Consider the following 15,778-nt stretch of genomic DNA (forward strand, 5'->3'; position numbering starts at 1 on the left):
TTGTTAATTTTGAATAATGATAATTACAAACGAACAAGTTTTAAAGGCGCTTAGCCATGTGGAAGATCCTGATCTTAAAAAGGATCTGGTTACGCTCAACATGATTAAGGACCTGAAAATAGACGATAAAAATATAAGCTTTACCTTAGAATTGACTACGCCTGCCTGTCCTTTAAAAGACATGCTGAAGAATGCCTGTATCAATGCGGTAAAGCATTTTGTGGCGCAGGACGCAGAGGTGCATATCAACATTACTTCCAGGGTAACCAAGCCTGCAGACAGTACACAATTGAGTGCTATCCGAAACATCATCCTGGTATCTTCGGGAAAAGGAGGGGTTGGTAAATCAACAGTCGCCAGTAACCTGGCTGTTTCCCTGGCTGCAAACGGTGCGAAAACCGGTTTGATCGATGCTGATATTTACGGACCTTCAGTTCCTACCATGTTTGGGCTTACTGGCGCCAAACCAGGAGCAAGGGAAACAGAAGATGGTAAAACACTGATCATGCCGATAGAAAAATATGGCATCAAATTATTGTCGCTTGGTTTCTTTGCAGATCCGGATCAGCCCGTGCCATGGAGGGGGCCTATGGCTTCCAACGCCGTAAAGCAATTGTTCAACGATGCAGACTGGGGTGAGCTGGATTACCTGATCGTAGATCTTCCTCCGGGTACAGGAGATATTCACATCACCATTACACAGAGTTTTCCAATTGCCGGAGCGGTTATCGTAACCACCCCGCAACAGGTTGCCCTGGCCGACACCAGAAAAGGATTGGCGATGTTCAAGATGCCGGGAATCAATATCCCGGTATTGGGTGTGATTGAAAATATGGCTTATTTTACACCGGATGAACTGCCTGAGAATAAATATTATATCTTTGGAAAAGATGGCGGAAAAGTACTTGCTGAATCCTTTGAAGTACCTTTCCTTGGTGAGATCCCGATTGTTCAAAGCATCACCGAAGGCGGTGACAGCGGTGCTCCGGTAGCCCTGAACAAAGAAAGCATCCTTTCAGCAACGTTTTCTGAAATTGCCGGGAAAGTAGCACAACAGGTGGCGATTAATAATGCGCAGCCGGTTTTTGCTAAATAATTAGTATTTTTATATTTAAGATTAGAAAAAGATAAACACAGATGAATTTAACAGAGCAAGTAGAACAGGCATTAGAAACCATCCGCCCTTATTTAATTGCAGATGGAGGGGATGTTGCTATAGATGAAATTACATCAGATAAAGTGGTGAAATTAAAGTTGTTAGGGAATTGCGGTTCATGCAAAATGAGCTTTATGACCATGAAGGCCGGAATTGAACAGGCAATTATGAAAGCTGTTCCGGAAATCACCTCGGTGGTTGCCATCAACCTGGCAGAACCCGTATAAATCTTTTAACACAATTTAACCATCGCTTGGCGTAATTACCGCTACTTTTGTAATATGAAGTACGTATTCACTTTTTTGCTGACCTTTTTTGTGATTAGTGCTTTTGCTCAACAGCAGGAGCCTGCGCGCAAAAGACTGATTCAATTTTCCGGAATCATTACTGATGTGGACAGCAACAGAGTTGTACCCTATGTAACGGTGACCAATATGAATACCCGGGAACAGCGTTCCGCAAATTATAAAGGTTATTTTTCTTTTGTGGCGCATCCGGGTGATACCATTGACTATACAGCCGTAGGGTTCACCAAGGCCCAGGTAATCATTCCTGAAGACCTTAAAGAAGAGAAATACACCGCCTTGGTTAAAATGAAGGCAGAGATCATTTATCTCCCTACAGTAAGGGTATATCCCTGGGCAACTGTAGAGGAATTTACAAAAGATTTCCTTTCTATGAAGATTGCAGATGATGATGTAGAAATAGCCAGGAAGAACCTGTCTTCAAAAAGTATTGGAGGAATGATGGTGACCCTTCAGAGAGATGCGGGTGAGATATCGGGCCTGAACTGGCGTTTAAATCACGACAGGGCCCTCAATAAAAATATGGTACAAACCAATCCGCTGCTGAATCCATTTGCCTGGGGCAAGCTGATGCAGCAAATCTTTAGCGGAGACAAAACAAGGAAAGAAGATGAAAACTAAAGGTTCTCATCTTCTTTTAGATCTATAATCTATCTCTTTTTATTCTGTTTAGGGAAACGCATTTTGTAGTCGGTTCTCACATTTCCTTTGGAAATGGAGTCCAGTTTAGACTTTAGCATGGTTTTTCTTAGAATGCTCAGTTTGTCGGTAAACAATTTGCCTTCAATATGATCATATTCATGCTGGATCACGCGGGCAGGCATACCCGTTACCTCGTCCTCATGTTCTACCCAGTTTTCATCCAGGTATTTAATGCGGATGTTGGGCTTGCGCATCACATCCTCGCGGATATCAGGAATGCTTAAGCAGCCTTCGTTAAAAGCCCAGGGTTCGCCAGTCTCTTCCAGGATTTCTGCGTTGATAAAAACCTTTTTGTAACCTTTTTTCCCGTCCTCGTCTGCACCGGTATCTACAATAAACATACGAATAGGCAGGCCAATCTGAGGCGCTGCTAATCCAACTCCGCTGGCAGCATACATGGTATCAAACATATTGCTGATGAGTTGTTGTAAATCTGGGTAAGTCTCTTCAATATCTACACAGACTTTTCTTAAAACCGGATCGCCATAGGCTACAATTGGTAACTTCATGATGCAAAAATACAAATATTACCCTAAAGGATAAAAAGTTAGGGCACTAAGATTCTTTTCGTCCAGGATTTCATTGGTGATATCGGCCATTTCTGTCCGGCTTACCGCCTGAATTTTGCTGAAAACGGTTTGGAGATCATCAATTTTATCATGATCAATCAGGCTCTTGGCCATAGAAATGATCAGTCCGATGCGGTTTTCCTCACCAAGAGCGATCTGACCGATAAATTTGTTCTTGGCCTTTTGGAGCTGAACCTCTGTAAGGGGCTGCTCTCTTAATTTTTTAAATTCCTTATAGATCAGCGAAAGGGCTTTATTTACCTTTTCCTGATCTGTACCAAAATACAAAGTAAAAATACCGGTGTCGCTCAATGGGCTGTAACTCGTTTCTATGGTATAGGCAATTCCGTATTTTTCACGAATCTGCAGGTTTAAAACCGAGCTCATTCCAGTTCCGCCAACGAGATTGTTCAACAGGAGCAAGCCTGTTTTCTTAGGATGATAGATAGAATAAGCAGGCATACCCAGGACAGCGTGTGTCTGGGTAATGGGTTTTTGATGAGTTTTTATTATAGGATTAGCCGAAAGGGGAGCTATCCTCGTGTTGGAGTGGAGATTTTGAGGGATATCTTCAAAATACCGGCTCCCAATTTTTACCATTTTCTGGAAGGTATAATTCCCGATCACCGCTACCACAATCTTATCCGTGTGGTAGTTCTCCGCCATGAATTCCCGTATGTCCTTTTTAGACAAACGGCTTACACTCTCTGCGGTACCAAGGATATTGCGGCCAAGTGGATGTCCGGCAAAGACCATGTCTTCGAAATCATCGTATATAGCTTCTTCCGGCTGATCTAAATAAGAAGATATCTCATCCAGGATCACGCTCTTCTCTTTATCCAGTTCTTCCTCCGGAAAAGTAGAATGAAAAACAATATCATTAAACAGCTCTATGGTCCTGTCCAGATAAGGGTTTAAAAAAGAAGCGTGAATGCAGGTATATTCTTTTGTTGTATAAGCATTCAGATCTGCTCCTACGCTTTCCAGGCGATTTAGGATCTGGTTGGTATTTCTCTTTTCTGTACGCTTAAAGATCAGGTGTTCTATAAAGTGTGCTAAGCCTGATTGTTCTTCTTTCTCATCTCTTGAGCCACTGTTAACAATGATGCAGGCGTGCGAAATGGCAGATGCTGAAGGGACGTGAAGCAGGCGGATGCCATTAGGCAAAGTATGAACGTTGTATTCCATTGAGGCACAAAGGTACACAGAAAAATATCACAGAATTATAATTTTTCAGTATCCGTAGCTGATCTAAAACTTTCCACTGGCACCCCCGCCCCCAAAATCACCGCCTCCAAATTTAGCCGCTTCGGCAGGAGGAGTACCGGTGCCGGAAAAGGTTTCTGCAACAATCAGCGATTCCACACGCATATGATCCATCAGGTGTTTCTCCGCAGTTTCCTCGTAAGTAAAACCACGCTTAGGGATCTTGAGGTAACGGATAACACCATAGGCGATAGCGATCAATCCAGCCCCGGTAAGGCAAAGAATCGCTTCCAAAGACATTAAATGGAAATAGTTTCGAATGGTAAAGGCCGCGGCGGCAACCAGAAGCAGTCCAGATCGTAAAAGCACGACATCTTTCTTCTTCAAGCCCCAGGCAATATAGACCAGAGGAACAACGATTGTCCAGAACCAGAAGAACAGACCAAAAGGGAGAGTTTCAGAACCACTCAGTGACTGATTCAATGTTCGCACCACAAAGTAATTTCCGGAAAGATACACGCACATTAAGGCAACAATTTGCAACATGATCAAGGCTTGGCCATAATACCATTTTTCCAGCCGTCTATATGCGCTTTCTGCCCATAGATACAGCAAGCCCGCAGTGATGATCATGGCAAAAGGAAGCAAAAGTTGTCCCGTTGGACCGGCTTTGTACAGGAGAAAAAAGACAAAGGTTAGCAAAGAAATTCCTGCAGCTGCAGCCATGAGCATGTCAGCAAACCTTAACGTCAGAAACAGGCAGCAAACAAACATCACCATAGAAATCAGCAAAAATCCGTTGATATCTCCCCATTTAAAGCTTTCGAAGGCCAGCCAGCACAATCCCGTTAAAAAGGTTCCTGCACTGATCAATACCAAGGCGTCATCTACACCGGACTTATAATGATTACTTTGGCCGGCCATCAGTTCCAACCCCCCATAAGTGAGCGCAGCCATCAGGAAGATATACACGGAGAAGTCTATCGAATGCGCATCTATAAACATCAGGGAAATCATCCCGGAGGCCGCAGAAACAATCACACAGGTTAGGATGAAAAGGCCGACCCTGATCCATATCCCCGGGCTATAAAAGCCATGAGGGTATTTTTGTTTAATCTCCTGCTGTTCTGTGGTCGTAATCAGGCCTGCATCAAAGGCTTGTTCGGCTTCATGTTGGATTTGAAGGTGCTGCAGCCAGGTTTTATTGTAGATGATCATGCCGTCTTAATTTTTTTGTTTAAACGAATCAGTAAAATAATAATGGAAACGGCCGAGGCAATGAAGTAAAAGAAGCCCAGGAAAAAGGCGCCCTCTCCGTCTCCGGCATTAAATAAAGCCCTCATCACAATACAACTGATCGCAATATAACCATAAAGCACCGTCAGCATCAGAAAATAAAAGGACTGGCGGGCAATCGCTTCCCTGTAAATATAGGCCCCGAGGGCAAATACCCCCAGTAGAAAAAGATAAGCGATCCCAAATTCATAATGAATAAAATAGCCCGCAAGCAATGCAATGAAGCCAATATGGATACCAAAATGCATATAGGTAAAACCAAAGTGTTCTTTAAGCTTAAAGCGACGGCCGGCGAAATCGGCGGCAAGCAGGAGTAAAGCAAGTAAGATATAGGTGTAAATGATGGTTTGGTTATCGTAATTGCTGCTCATCAGCAATTGTTTTGGTGTAACAGAGACCCCCATCCAAAGCGCCAGATTGGTAATGGCCAGACTCAATAAGCCAAGGTGGTCAAATTCATAAGCCAGAAAGAACAAAACCACCATAGGGATAAAAGTAGCCAGGCCGTAATTTGTTCCAAAAAGATGGTACTGAAACTGAATATAACCCACAAAGGTGAGAAAGCTAAGTGAACCCAGTAAAAGTGCATAATCAAAAAAGGAGCCGGGAGATTTTACCCTTTCCCTGCTAAAGGGCAGTCTTTGTTTAAAACAATAAAAAAAACAAGCCCCGCATATCAAAGCGATGATCAGCAGAATGACCTGATGGCCAATCGTATCTATATTCTGATAAATGAGGATACCGAATCCGGTACTCAGTAGCATCACGCCCAGGTACAACAGGGTTTTTAACTCCCAGTGCAGGGAAAACAAAGGCTGGGCTTGCTGCTGCTCTATCTTTTCAAAAGACTCGGCACTGATCAGCTGCTCTTCCCTTAACTTTTTTAAGAGGTCAAAATTCATAGGTTTAGCATAGGTATATCCAATAATACGGAAAGATCCGGAAAACCAGATCATTTACTGTCAAATTGACAAGTTTAAAGATTGGAACAAGGCTTGATAAGCTGTATATGTTAAACAAAAATAATCCTAATATATGAGCATAGAAGAAAAAGGAAGTATTTCCATACACACCGAAAACATTTTCCCGATCATTAAAAAGTTCCTGTACTCAGATAATGAAATCTTTTTGCGCGAGCTGGTTTCAAACGCGGTTGATGCAGTACAAAAAATCAAACGCCTTGCAGCTCTTGGTCAGTACAATGGTGAGCTTGGGGAACCCCTTGTTGAAGTGGCGCTGGACGAAGAGAAAAAAACCATCACCATCTCAGATAATGGTTTAGGAATGACAGCTGAAGAGATAAAAAAGTACATCAATCAGGTGGCTTTCTCCGGGGCAAGTGAATTTGTAGAGAAATTTAAAGATGCCAAAGACGCCAACGAAATCATCGGTAAATTTGGTTTAGGCTTCTATTCTGCCTTTATGGTAGCAGATCTGGTAGAGATCCAGACCTTGTCCTACCAGGACGGCGCCGAGCCAGCAAAATGGACTTGCGATGGCAGTACCAGTTACGAAATTTCCGAAGGCAGCAGGATCACTCGTGGAACGGACATCATCCTGCACATCAACAGTGAATCAGAAGAGTTTTTAAGCAAACAAAAACTGGGAGAGATCCTGGATAAATATGGCAAATTCCTGCCGGTTCCAATTAAATTTGGTACCACTACAGAGCAAGAGCCGGATGGAGAAGATGAAGAAGGAAAACCAAAAACAAAATCTGTAGAGGTAGACAACATCATCAATACCACCAACCCGATCTGGACAAAAGCACCTGCAGATTTGTCAGACCAGGACTATCTTGATTTTTATAAGCAACTGTATCCTTTCTCTGAAGATCCTTTATTCTGGATCCACCTGAATGTAGATTATCCTTTTAACCTGACGGGGGTATTGTACTTCCCTAAAGTGAAGAATGATTTCGATATGCAGCGCAACAAGATCAAGTTGTTCTCCCGCCAGGTATTTATCACTGATGAGGTTAAAGACATTGTTCCAGAATTTCTAATGTTGCTGCACGGGGTAATCGATTCACCAGATATTCCTTTGAACGTATCCAGAAGCTTTTTACAGGCAGACAGTAATGTAAAAAAGATCAACAGCTATATCACCAAAAAAGTAGCCGATAAATTACAGGAATTATTCAATAAAGACCGTAAGGGTTACGAAGAAAAATGGAGCGATATCGGTCTGTTTGTAAAATACGGTATGGTGAGCGAAGAGAAGTTCTATGATAAAGCCAAAGATTTCGCTTTATTGACCAATACAAAGAATGAAAACTACACACTGGATGAATATCGCGAAAAAGTGAAAGACTTCCAGACAGATAAAAACGGACAAGTGGTGTATATCTATACCAATGACCCGGCTAAACAAGATAGTTTCATTCAATCGGCCAATAAAAAAGACTATGATGTGCTTTTAATGAATTCTCCGATCGATAACCATTTCATCAGCTCATTAGAGCACAAGCTGGAAAAAACGTCCTTAAAACGCGTAGATTCGAGTGTTGCAAGCAAGCTGATTGAAAAAGACGAGAGCACTGAGTCTGTCTTAACAGAAGAACAGTCTAAAACTGTTAAAGAGGTTTTTGAAAAAGCGATCACTAAGCCAGGGATGCATGTAGAGGTGGTTGGATTGAATCCAGAGGAATTACCGGTTACTGTAACCATGGATGAGTTTATGCGCAGAATGAAAGATATGGCACAGATGGGTGGCGGTATGGGATTCTATGGCAATATGCCGGACAACTACAAAGTTGCCATTAACGGTAATCATAAATTGATTTCCCGTATCCTGAAAAGCGAAAATGAAGAAGAGCAAAAAACACTGGCCAAACAAGCGGTAGATTTAGCCCTGCTGGCACAAGGAATGCTGACAGGTGCTGAACTGACTGAATTTGTAAGCAGAAGTGTGGAACTGATCTAATCTGTATTTAAACAGAATATTTGATAAAACCCGCGACGCTAAACGCCGCGGGTTTTTTGTTCTATCTGGGATATTCGGCCCTAAAATGGAATACATTGCATAAGCTTAAATTAATTTGATAAATTGCTGCTGTAAAAAACGGCTTCTTGAAAATACGATCCAGTTTTGTATTCGCTTTATTATTTAATCTTGCGACTGTTTACAGTCAGCAAAGACCCCAGTACTCCCAGTACATCCTGAACAATTACCTGCTAAACCCAGCATTAAGTGGCATCGAAAACTATACCGACATAAAAATAGGCTATCGGAACCAATGGGCGGGGCTGGATAATGCGCCCAAGACCAGTTTTGTTACCGCCAACTGGGCGCTTGGAAAAGAATATCTCTGGTCGAATGCCCTATCTTTTGAAGAAGATGGAGATAATCCCATGAGCAGAAGTTATATGCAGAACTATACGGCGTCTCCAGCACATCATGGGGTCGGCTTTACCGCAGTAAGAGATAAAGCCGGGCAATTGTCAACCCTCACCTTTAACCTGACCTATGCTTATCATCTTCGTTTATCTGATCAGTTAAATATGTCTTTAGGTGTAGCGGCAGGGGTAACCAATATAGATCTTGACATCAACGCACTACAGTTTGAGAATGGCAATGATCCTGCGCTGAATAATGCGATAGGCAGTCAGCTCAAGCCAGATCTTTCCTCCGGCATCTGGATCTATGGTGCCCGTTTCTTTTCAGGGATCTCTGTACAGCAGATCTTGCCTCAAAAATTAAGCTTTACCCGGTCTCCGGGCGAGAATACAGGCAAGCAAGTACCACATTTCTTTGTTACGGGTGGATATAAAGTGAGTGTAGACGACGATATCAGTATCATTCCTTCGGTGATGCTAAAGCAAATCCAAGCCTTGCCGACCTCCCTTGATTTTAATGTGAAGGCGGCTTTCAAAGATAAGTTCTGGTTGGGTGCCAGCCTCCGTAAAGATGATTCTTATACTGCAATGGCCGGTTTCAACCTGGGGCATTTTGTCAACCTGACTTATGCTTATGACTTTACCACTTCCCAGTTGAACAAGGTCAGCAACGGCAGCCATGAAATTGTGCTGGGCTTTCTGCTCAACAATGTATATAAAGTTATCTGCCCACAAAGAATGTGGTAGGCTTATTGTATGTAACAATTCACAAAACATCGAGTCTATACGATATAAGCTTATGAATAAAATCACTTTTCTCAAAAAACACATATGGAATGGCTTGTTCCTTGCCGTTTTGCTGGTGCTGTTGTTTGTTCCATCGGCAAAAGCCTACCTGATGCAGGGCCTCATGCAGGTTGGCCTGTTTAAGCCCCATACAGAAACAAGGGTTCAGGGAAAAGTTACAGACCTCAGCGGAATTAAATTCAAAGACGCAGAAGGCAATAGCATTGATCTGGGCGATTTGAAAGGAAAAGTGATCTTTCTGAACTTCTGGGCCACCTGGTGCCCACCTTGCCAGGCCGAAATGCCCTCTGTAAACCAGCTTTACGAACAATTTAAAAATAATAAAGATGTCGTTTTTCTCTTTATAGATGCCGATGGCGATTTTGGAAAAGCTAAAAAATTCATGGACCGAAAGAAATACAGCCTGCCTGTATATTCCATGGGTAGCTCAGTTCCAGAGGAGATCTTTAAAGGTTCACTGCCCACTACAATCGTATTTGATAAGGAAGGCCGGATCTCTTATAAAGGAGAAGGAGCCGCCAATTATGCAGACCAGAAATTCCTGGATTTCATGGGAAAATTAACCCGGATGTAAAAAAGTGTTAAATGAGACTTGAAAAACAACATATTAGTTTGAAAAGGAGTATTTTTGTATATCGTTAAAACCTTAATAGATATGAAAAGGAATTTAATAATGATCGCCGGACTTTTTGCAGGAATAACCTACGCTTCAGCCGGCTACGCTCAGCAGACAGATCTGGTTGCTGATCAGAATCCAAGATACGCAGAGAGTGTAAACAAATACAGCAGGATGGCAGATTCGCTGACCTATGCACAAGGTACAACCGTTCAGGAAACCTATAAAGCATACGACTGGTATGAAGCCAGGGAAGAACGCCGCCGCTTAAGAAGAGAAAGAAATTATCAGCTTTCCCTGTATGGCGGATATACTAATTATGACAACTCCTGGTCTTATCCAGGTTACAACAATTACTGGAATTACGGAGGGTACTCAAGATATCTTTACCCGTCATTTGGTTTCCGGACAAGGAATTTCTGGTTTGGCTTTTAGCAACTCTTAAAACACACATATGCAACTGAAAAGAATAATTACTATAGCTGCTTTTGCAGTTTCAGGCCTGATCATCACTTCATGCTCGAGGCAAGTTACCCGTGTAAATACCGATGAAGCCATCGACGTTAGCGGAAACTGGAACAATACCGATTCAAGACTGGTGGCCCAGGACCTGACACAGAACATACTGGGTGCAGCCTGGCTGAGCAATCACCTGGAGCAAAATGCAGGTAAAAAACCTGTAGTGATTGTAGGTATGGTTCAAAACAAAAGCCATGAGCATATCGAAGCAGAAACTTTTGTAAAAGACGTAGAACAGGCATTCCTGCAAACCCAACGGGTACGTTTGGTACAAGGCGGAAAAAAACGGGAAGAACTGCGTGCAGAGAAAGCAGATCAGCAATCCAATGCTTCTGTATCCAGCATGAAGAAATTCGGACTGGAAAATGGAGCGGATTATATTCTGCAAGGCTCTATCAATTCCATCGTAGATTCTCACAAACGTAAAAAGGTAGTGTACTATCAGGTGAATCTGGAGCTGACCAATATCCAAACCAATGAAGTGGTATGGATCGGAGAAAAGAAGATCGCTAAATATGTTAAAAACTAGGATTATTGGCGGGCGCTTAGCATGACAACGATCCGGATGAATATTTTTAGAGCATCAACTCTTTTTGGATTGATGCTCTTTCTTTTTAGCTGTGCCAGCTATAACGACCGCACTGCGCTGTATTATAAACAGATTGCAGACGGAAATTATGCGCAGGCCAAGGCTGAGCTGGATAAAAACAGCTTGCTGAAAAAACCAAGAAACAAGCTGCTTCTGTTGATGGAAGAAGGTAAAATGGCTCACCTGACCGGAGATTACGAAGGCAGTAACCGCTATTTTAATGAAGCCGATCAGTTGCTGGAGCAGGGGCTTGGCGGAATCATGGACGGGACCGTTGGTGTATTGGTCAATCCGATGTCGCAAACCTATAAAGGAGAAGACTTTGAAAAGTTCATGATCCATTATTACAAGGCACTGAACTATTTCTATCTGAACAATACAGATGAAGCCATTGTGGAAGCCAGGAGAATCACCTTGCAATCCCAGGAACAAGGCGATAAGTTCAACAACAAAGAGAACCGCTATTCCAAAGATGCCTTTTCGTTGATGCTGCAAGGCCTGATCTATGAAGGCGGAAGGGATGTAAACAATGCCTTTATAGCCTATAGAAATGCAGCAGATGTTTATCTTACGGCACCCGACACCACCTATTACGGAACAAAAATACCATATGGCCTGAAAAAGGATGTGATCCGTACGGCTTACCTGAACGGTTTCCAGTCTGAGCAAAGCAAGTACGAAAAACTATTTAACCTGACTTATACACCGGAAAAAGCACCTGAAGGCGGAGAATTGATCCTGTTCTGGGAAAATGGACTGGCACCGGTGAAACAACAAAAGGAATTTTTCTTTTCCCTGATCAAAGATGATCATGGAAATATGGTCTTTACCGATGGAAATATTGTCATCCCTTTCTGGGATTATGATCCGGCCAAAGTGAACAAGACTTCCGTACAGAGTTTAAGGGTAACTTACCCGATGTATGTGACCCGGCCTCCTTATTATAGCAGTGCAACCGCCAGCAATGGTAATTATGCTGTTTCTCTGGAGAAAGCCGAAGACATCAATGCACTGGCCTTTAAAACCCTTGACCAACGTTTTGCCAAAGAAATGGGCAAAACCCTGGCCCGCCTGGCGGTTAAAAAAACAGCAGAATACCTGCTGACCGAAAGCGGAAAAGGAAGCGGTAAAAACGGGAAGAATGATGGTCTGCTGACTGGCCTTGGCTATGGTATGCAGCTGTACAGCCTGCTTTCAGAGAAATCGGATACCAGGAACTGGCAATCTTTGCCCAACCAGATCAATTATACACGCATTCCTTTGCAAAAGGGAGAAAACACCATTACACTTCAGCTAAAAGGAGCCAACGGACAAGACCAGACCAAAACCATTAGAATTGAAGGAACAGGCGGATTAAAGTTCTACAATTACGCCTCATTACGTTAAAATTTACATTATGCAAGAACCATTTGACATCACTATAGGTCATATAGATTACGCTGTATTTCCCGAGGGGAACGACACTTATGCCATTTTTAAAGACGGAGCGGAATATGCCCATATCCAGAAAGATACCGATCTTCAGTGGATCAAACTGGACATGGAAACCGGTACTCCGCTGTTTGAAAGCGATGAAGAAATCAACCAGATAGGAAAAGAAATTCTGGCCTATGTTCCTGAACCGGAAGAAGAGGGTCTGGACGAGGAAGAAGACTAACCGGCCCAGCTTTCCCGGTCCAGGCTGCGGTAATGGATGGCTTCGGCCAGATGTTCCAGCCGGATGTCTTCACTTTCAGCCAGGTCAGCAATGGTCCTGGAAACTTTAAGGATCCTGTCGTAGGCCCTGGCTGAAAGCCCCAGTTTTTCCATGGCTTTTTTGATCAGCGATCTTCCTGCCTCATCAATCTCACAACGCTTACGAACCATATTCGGGCTCATTTGAGCATTACAGTGCAGGCTTTGATGATCCGCAAAACGACGGTCCTGAAATTCCCTGGCGCGGATTACCCGCGCCCGTATGCTGCTGCTCTTTTCCGTTTCTTCGAGTGAAGAAAGCTCATTAAAATCGACCGGGGTAACTTCTACATGCAGGTCTATACGGTCTAACAATGGACCTGAGATTTTACTGAGGTATTTCTGTACCAGGCCCGGGCCGCAGATGCATTCTTTCTCGGGATGATTATAGAAGCCGCAGGGGCAGGGGTTCATCGATGCAATCAGCATAAAACTTGCCGGATACTCCACGCTTAACCTTGATCTGGAGATGGTTACCTGCCGTTCTTCCAAAGGCTGCCGCATCACTTCGAGTACAGAACGTTTAAATTCCGGTAATTCATCCAGGAATAGAACCCCATTATGCGCGAGAGAGATCTCCCCCGGCTGTGGATTTGCGCCGCCACCCACCAGGGCGACATCCGAAATGGTATGATGCGGGCTGCGGTAAGGCCTTTCTGTCATCAGAGAATCCGCTGCGGTTAGTTTTCCGGCTACCGAATGAATTTTGGTGGTCTCCAGTGCCTCTTGTAAATTCAGGGGCGGAAGAATCGTGGGCAGACGTTTGGCCAGCATCGTTTTTCCGGAACCAGGAGGGCCAATCAGGATCAGGTTATGACCACCGGCAGCAGCGATCTCAAGAGCACGTTTGATGTTCTCCTGCCCCTTTACGTCAGAAAAGTCATGCTCATAGCTGTTGACATTGTTGTAGAATTGAGTCCTGGTTTCTACAACGACGGGTTCAAAGACCTGCTTTTTATTGAAGAAAGCAATCACTTCCCCCAGGTTCTTCATTCCATACACCAGCAGATCATTCACAATGGCGGCTTCCCTTGAATTGTCCTTTGGAAGGATAAATCCCGAGAATCCGGCCGCTCTGGCCTGGATGGCTATAGGTAAAGCGCCTTTTATAGCCTGTAATCCGCCATCTAAGGAGAGTTCTCCCATAATGAAGTATTGATGCAGCTCCTGTACTTCTATTTGTCCAGAGGCGGCTAAAATACCTATTGCAATCGGGAGGTCATAAGAGGAGCCTTCCTTGCGGATGTCTGCAGGGGCCAGGTTCACCACAATTTTTTGTCTTGGCATTTTAAAGCCAGCCGTCTGTACTGCGCTTTCGATCCTGCGCAAGCTTTCTTTAATGGCATTATCGGGCAAGCCAACAATATGATATTTATTTCCGCCGCCAATACTGACCTCAATAGTAATGGTAAGTGCATTTACGCCAAACACAGCGCTTCCAAAAGTTTTTACGAGCATATTCAACAGGTTAAATGTGCCAATGTAGAGGAAAACATTTTGAATATCATTATGCCGCAGAAATAAAAAAAGCCCGTTTAAAAAAACGAGCTTTTTTCTAATACCGGATCAGATTTTACATCTTTCCCTGTGGCATTTTTGGCATATTGCGCATCATTTTAGCGGCAGCAGCTGGGTTAGAAAACTGTTTCATCACCTTACGCATATCTTCAAACTGTTTGATCAGTTTAGTTACATCCTCAACTTTATTTCCTGAACCTTTCGCAATTCTTAAACGTCTGCTTTGCTGAATGCTGTCCGGGTTCTCTTTTTCGTATTTGGTCATGGACTGAATGATCGATTCCACGCCTTTGAAAGCATCATCCTCAATCTCCACGTTTTTCATCATTTTACCTACACCAGGAATCATGCCCATCAAATCTTTCATGTTACCCATTTTCTTGATCTGCTGGATCTGGTTGTAGAAATCGTTGAAATCAAATTTGTTCTTGCGGATCTTCTTTTGAAGTTCTGCAGCCTCTTTTTCATCAAACTGCTGCTGGGCGCGCTCCACCAGGGAAACCACGTCACCCATACCGAGGATCCTGGAAGCCATCCTGTCCGGATAGAAAACATCCAGTGCTTCCATTTTCTCTCCTGTACCGATAAACTTGATCGGTTTGTTCACCACCGATTTAATCGATAAAGCGGCACCACCACGGGTATCACCGTCCAGTTTGGTCAGCACCACACCGGTAAAATCCAACCTGTCGTTAAAAGCTTTTGCTGTATTAACCGCATCCTGTCCGGTCATGGCATCAACAACGAACAGGATTTCGTGCGGTTTTGTATGTTCTTTAACAGCCGCAATCTCATTCATCATCTGCTCATCAATGGCCAAACGACCGGCAGTATCAATGATGATCACGTTGTTGTTTTGTTTTTTACCTTCTGCAATCCCTTCCATTGCAATTCCAACCGGATCTTTAGATTCCTTGTTTACATACACAGGAACACCTACCTGCTCCCCGAGGATCTGAAGCTGATCTATCGCAGCCGGACGGTAAACGTCACCTGCAACCAGCAAAGGTTTTTTTCCTTTACTTTTCAGGAAATTGGCCAGTTTACCGGTAAAAGTGGTTTTACCCGCTCCGTTTAATCCGGCAATTAATATAATGGTTGGATTGTTTTTTAAATCAAGATCGGTCACCTGGCCACCCATCAGAGCGGTCAGTTCGTCGTTCATAACCTTGGTCAGTAACTGGCCCGGAGATACGGCGGTCAGTACGTTTAAGCCTAATGCTTTTTCTTTAACATCGTCTGTAAACGTCTTGGCTGTTTTATAATTTACGTCGGCATCCAGTAAAGCTTTACGGATCTCTTTCATGGTTTCAGCCACGTTGATCTCGGAAATGCTTCCCTGTCCTTTTAAAACTTTAAATGCACGGTCTAATTTGTCCTGTAAATTCTCAAACATTTTCTTTAATGCTTAGTGTTCAATTTT

Annotated in this window: 16 protein-coding genes; 10 read left to right on the forward strand and 6 right to left on the reverse strand. The window is 43.4% G+C overall.

Annotated elements, in window-relative coordinates:
• Positions 1–16: 16 nt before the first annotated feature.
• From R2S08_RS05065 to R2S08_RS05075, 3 genes are read left to right on the forward strand one after another with little or no spacing between them, the layout of a single operon-like run.
• The gene (locus R2S08_RS05065; protein WP_316834109.1) at positions 17–1,096 is read left to right on the forward strand and encodes an Mrp/NBP35 family ATP-binding protein; all 1,080 of its coding nucleotides are present in this window, start codon (positions 17–19) and stop codon (positions 1,094–1,096) included.
• 41 nt (positions 1,097–1,137) lie between these two features.
• Positions 1,138–1,383: a NifU family protein gene (locus tag R2S08_RS05070; RefSeq protein ID WP_108553269.1), complete on the forward strand. Its 246-nt coding sequence runs from the start codon at positions 1,138–1,140 to the stop codon at positions 1,381–1,383.
• A gap of 54 nt (positions 1,384–1,437) precedes the next feature.
• Positions 1,438–2,082 (forward strand): hypothetical protein, encoded by a 645-nt coding sequence (locus tag R2S08_RS05075; protein WP_316834110.1) that lies wholly within the window; start codon positions 1,438–1,440, stop codon positions 2,080–2,082.
• Positions 2,083–2,111: 29 nt separating this feature from the next.
• Here the strand turns inward: R2S08_RS05075 and def are convergent, their stop codons facing one another.
• The 4 genes from def to R2S08_RS05095 all read right to left on the reverse strand — a co-directional run bounded on the left by def (position 2,112) and on the right by R2S08_RS05095 (position 6,136).
• The gene (gene def, locus R2S08_RS05080; RefSeq protein WP_316834111.1) at positions 2,112–2,672 is read right to left on the reverse strand and encodes a peptide deformylase; all 561 of its coding nucleotides are present in this window, start codon (positions 2,670–2,672) and stop codon (positions 2,112–2,114) included.
• 18 nt (positions 2,673–2,690) lie between these two features.
• Entirely contained in the window at positions 2,691–3,920 is a 1,230-nt protein-coding gene (locus R2S08_RS05085) for a pitrilysin family protein (protein ID WP_316834112.1), read from the reverse strand.
• A 63-nt stretch (positions 3,921–3,983) separates the two neighbouring features.
• Positions 3,984–5,156 (reverse strand): hypothetical protein, encoded by a 1,173-nt coding sequence (locus R2S08_RS05090; RefSeq protein WP_316834113.1) that lies wholly within the window; start codon positions 5,154–5,156, stop codon positions 3,984–3,986.
• On the reverse strand, positions 5,153–6,136 hold the full coding sequence (locus R2S08_RS05095; RefSeq protein WP_316834114.1) for a DUF2157 domain-containing protein: 984 nt from the start codon (positions 6,134–6,136) through the stop codon (positions 5,153–5,155). The genes R2S08_RS05090 and R2S08_RS05095 overlap by 4 nt, the downstream gene beginning before the upstream one ends.
• 133 nt (positions 6,137–6,269) lie before the next feature.
• Between R2S08_RS05095 and htpG the strand changes: the two genes are divergently transcribed.
• The 7 genes from htpG (at position 6,270) to R2S08_RS05130 (ending at position 12,760) form a co-directional block, all read left to right on the forward strand.
• Entirely contained in the window at positions 6,270–8,159 is a 1,890-nt protein-coding gene (htpG, locus tag R2S08_RS05100) for a molecular chaperone HtpG (RefSeq protein ID WP_410479510.1), read from the forward strand.
• A 146-nt stretch (positions 8,160–8,305) separates the two neighbouring features.
• Positions 8,306–9,319: a type IX secretion system membrane protein PorP/SprF gene (locus tag R2S08_RS05105; protein WP_316834115.1), complete on the forward strand. Its 1,014-nt coding sequence runs from the start codon at positions 8,306–8,308 to the stop codon at positions 9,317–9,319.
• A gap of 52 nt (positions 9,320–9,371) precedes the next feature.
• Entirely contained in the window at positions 9,372–9,953 is a 582-nt protein-coding gene (locus tag R2S08_RS05110; RefSeq protein ID WP_316834116.1) for a TlpA disulfide reductase family protein, read from the forward strand.
• Between the two features lie 81 nt (positions 9,954–10,034).
• Entirely contained in the window at positions 10,035–10,430 is a 396-nt protein-coding gene (locus tag R2S08_RS05115) for a hypothetical protein (RefSeq protein WP_133779026.1), read from the forward strand.
• 19 nt (positions 10,431–10,449) lie between these two features.
• Positions 10,450–11,043, forward strand: a complete 594-nt coding sequence (locus R2S08_RS05120) for a penicillin-binding protein activator LpoB (protein WP_316834117.1) — start codon at positions 10,450–10,452, stop codon at positions 11,041–11,043.
• A gap of 36 nt (positions 11,044–11,079) precedes the next feature.
• Positions 11,080–12,489 (forward strand): hypothetical protein, encoded by a 1,410-nt coding sequence (locus tag R2S08_RS05125; protein ID WP_316834118.1) that lies wholly within the window; start codon positions 11,080–11,082, stop codon positions 12,487–12,489.
• A gap of 10 nt (positions 12,490–12,499) precedes the next feature.
• Positions 12,500–12,760 (forward strand): hypothetical protein, encoded by a 261-nt coding sequence (locus R2S08_RS05130; protein ID WP_316834119.1) that lies wholly within the window; start codon positions 12,500–12,502, stop codon positions 12,758–12,760.
• On the opposite strand, the gene R2S08_RS05135 is transcribed toward R2S08_RS05130, so the two are convergent.
• Both R2S08_RS05135 and ffh read right to left on the reverse strand, forming a co-directional pair.
• The gene (locus tag R2S08_RS05135) at positions 12,757–14,295 is read right to left on the reverse strand and encodes a YifB family Mg chelatase-like AAA ATPase (RefSeq protein ID WP_316834120.1); all 1,539 of its coding nucleotides are present in this window, start codon (positions 14,293–14,295) and stop codon (positions 12,757–12,759) included. The two genes, R2S08_RS05130 and R2S08_RS05135, sit on opposite strands and share 4 nt — an antisense overlap.
• Before the next feature lie 115 nt (positions 14,296–14,410).
• Positions 14,411–15,751: a signal recognition particle protein gene (gene ffh / locus R2S08_RS05140; RefSeq protein WP_133779021.1), complete on the reverse strand. Its 1,341-nt coding sequence runs from the start codon at positions 15,749–15,751 to the stop codon at positions 14,411–14,413.
• Positions 15,752–15,778: the final 27 nt, after the last annotated feature.

It is taken from the genome of Pedobacter nutrimenti, assembly GCF_032678445.1.
GTDB lineage: Bacteria > Bacteroidota > Bacteroidia > Sphingobacteriales > Sphingobacteriaceae > Pedobacter > Pedobacter nutrimenti_A.

Bases quoted from the DNA above. Each gene is read 5' to 3' on its own strand.
- R2S08_RS05065 (WP_316834109.1), top strand. From the start codon at position 17: ATGATAATTACAAACGAACAAGTTTTAAAGGCGCTTAGCCATGTGGAA.
- R2S08_RS05070 (WP_108553269.1), top strand. From the start codon at position 1,138: ATGAATTTAACAGAGCAAGTAGAACAGGCATTAGAAACCATCCGCCCT.
- R2S08_RS05075 (WP_316834110.1), top strand. From the start codon at position 1,438: ATGAAGTACGTATTCACTTTTTTGCTGACCTTTTTTGTGATTAGTGCT.
- def (WP_316834111.1), bottom strand. From the start codon at position 2,672: ATGAAGTTACCAATTGTAGCCTATGGCGATCCGGTTTTAAGAAAAGTC.
- R2S08_RS05085 (WP_316834112.1), bottom strand. From the start codon at position 3,920: ATGGAATACAACGTTCATACTTTGCCTAATGGCATCCGCCTGCTTCAC.
- R2S08_RS05090 (WP_316834113.1), bottom strand. From the start codon at position 5,156: ATGATCATCTACAATAAAACCTGGCTGCAGCACCTTCAAATCCAACAT.
- R2S08_RS05095 (WP_316834114.1), bottom strand. From the start codon at position 6,136: ATGAATTTTGACCTCTTAAAAAAGTTAAGGGAAGAGCAGCTGATCAGT.
- htpG (WP_410479510.1), top strand. From the start codon at position 6,270: ATGAGCATAGAAGAAAAAGGAAGTATTTCCATACACACCGAAAACATT.
- R2S08_RS05110 (WP_316834116.1), top strand. From the start codon at position 9,372: ATGAATAAAATCACTTTTCTCAAAAAACACATATGGAATGGCTTGTTC.
- R2S08_RS05115 (WP_133779026.1), top strand. From the start codon at position 10,035: ATGAAAAGGAATTTAATAATGATCGCCGGACTTTTTGCAGGAATAACC.
- R2S08_RS05120 (WP_316834117.1), top strand. From the start codon at position 10,450: ATGCAACTGAAAAGAATAATTACTATAGCTGCTTTTGCAGTTTCAGGC.
- R2S08_RS05125 (WP_316834118.1), top strand. From the start codon at position 11,080: ATGAATATTTTTAGAGCATCAACTCTTTTTGGATTGATGCTCTTTCTT.
- R2S08_RS05130 (WP_316834119.1), top strand. From the start codon at position 12,500: ATGCAAGAACCATTTGACATCACTATAGGTCATATAGATTACGCTGTA.
- R2S08_RS05135 (WP_316834120.1), bottom strand. From the start codon at position 14,295: ATGCTCGTAAAAACTTTTGGAAGCGCTGTGTTTGGCGTAAATGCACTT.
- ffh (WP_133779021.1), bottom strand. From the start codon at position 15,751: ATGTTTGAGAATTTACAGGACAAATTAGACCGTGCATTTAAAGTTTTA.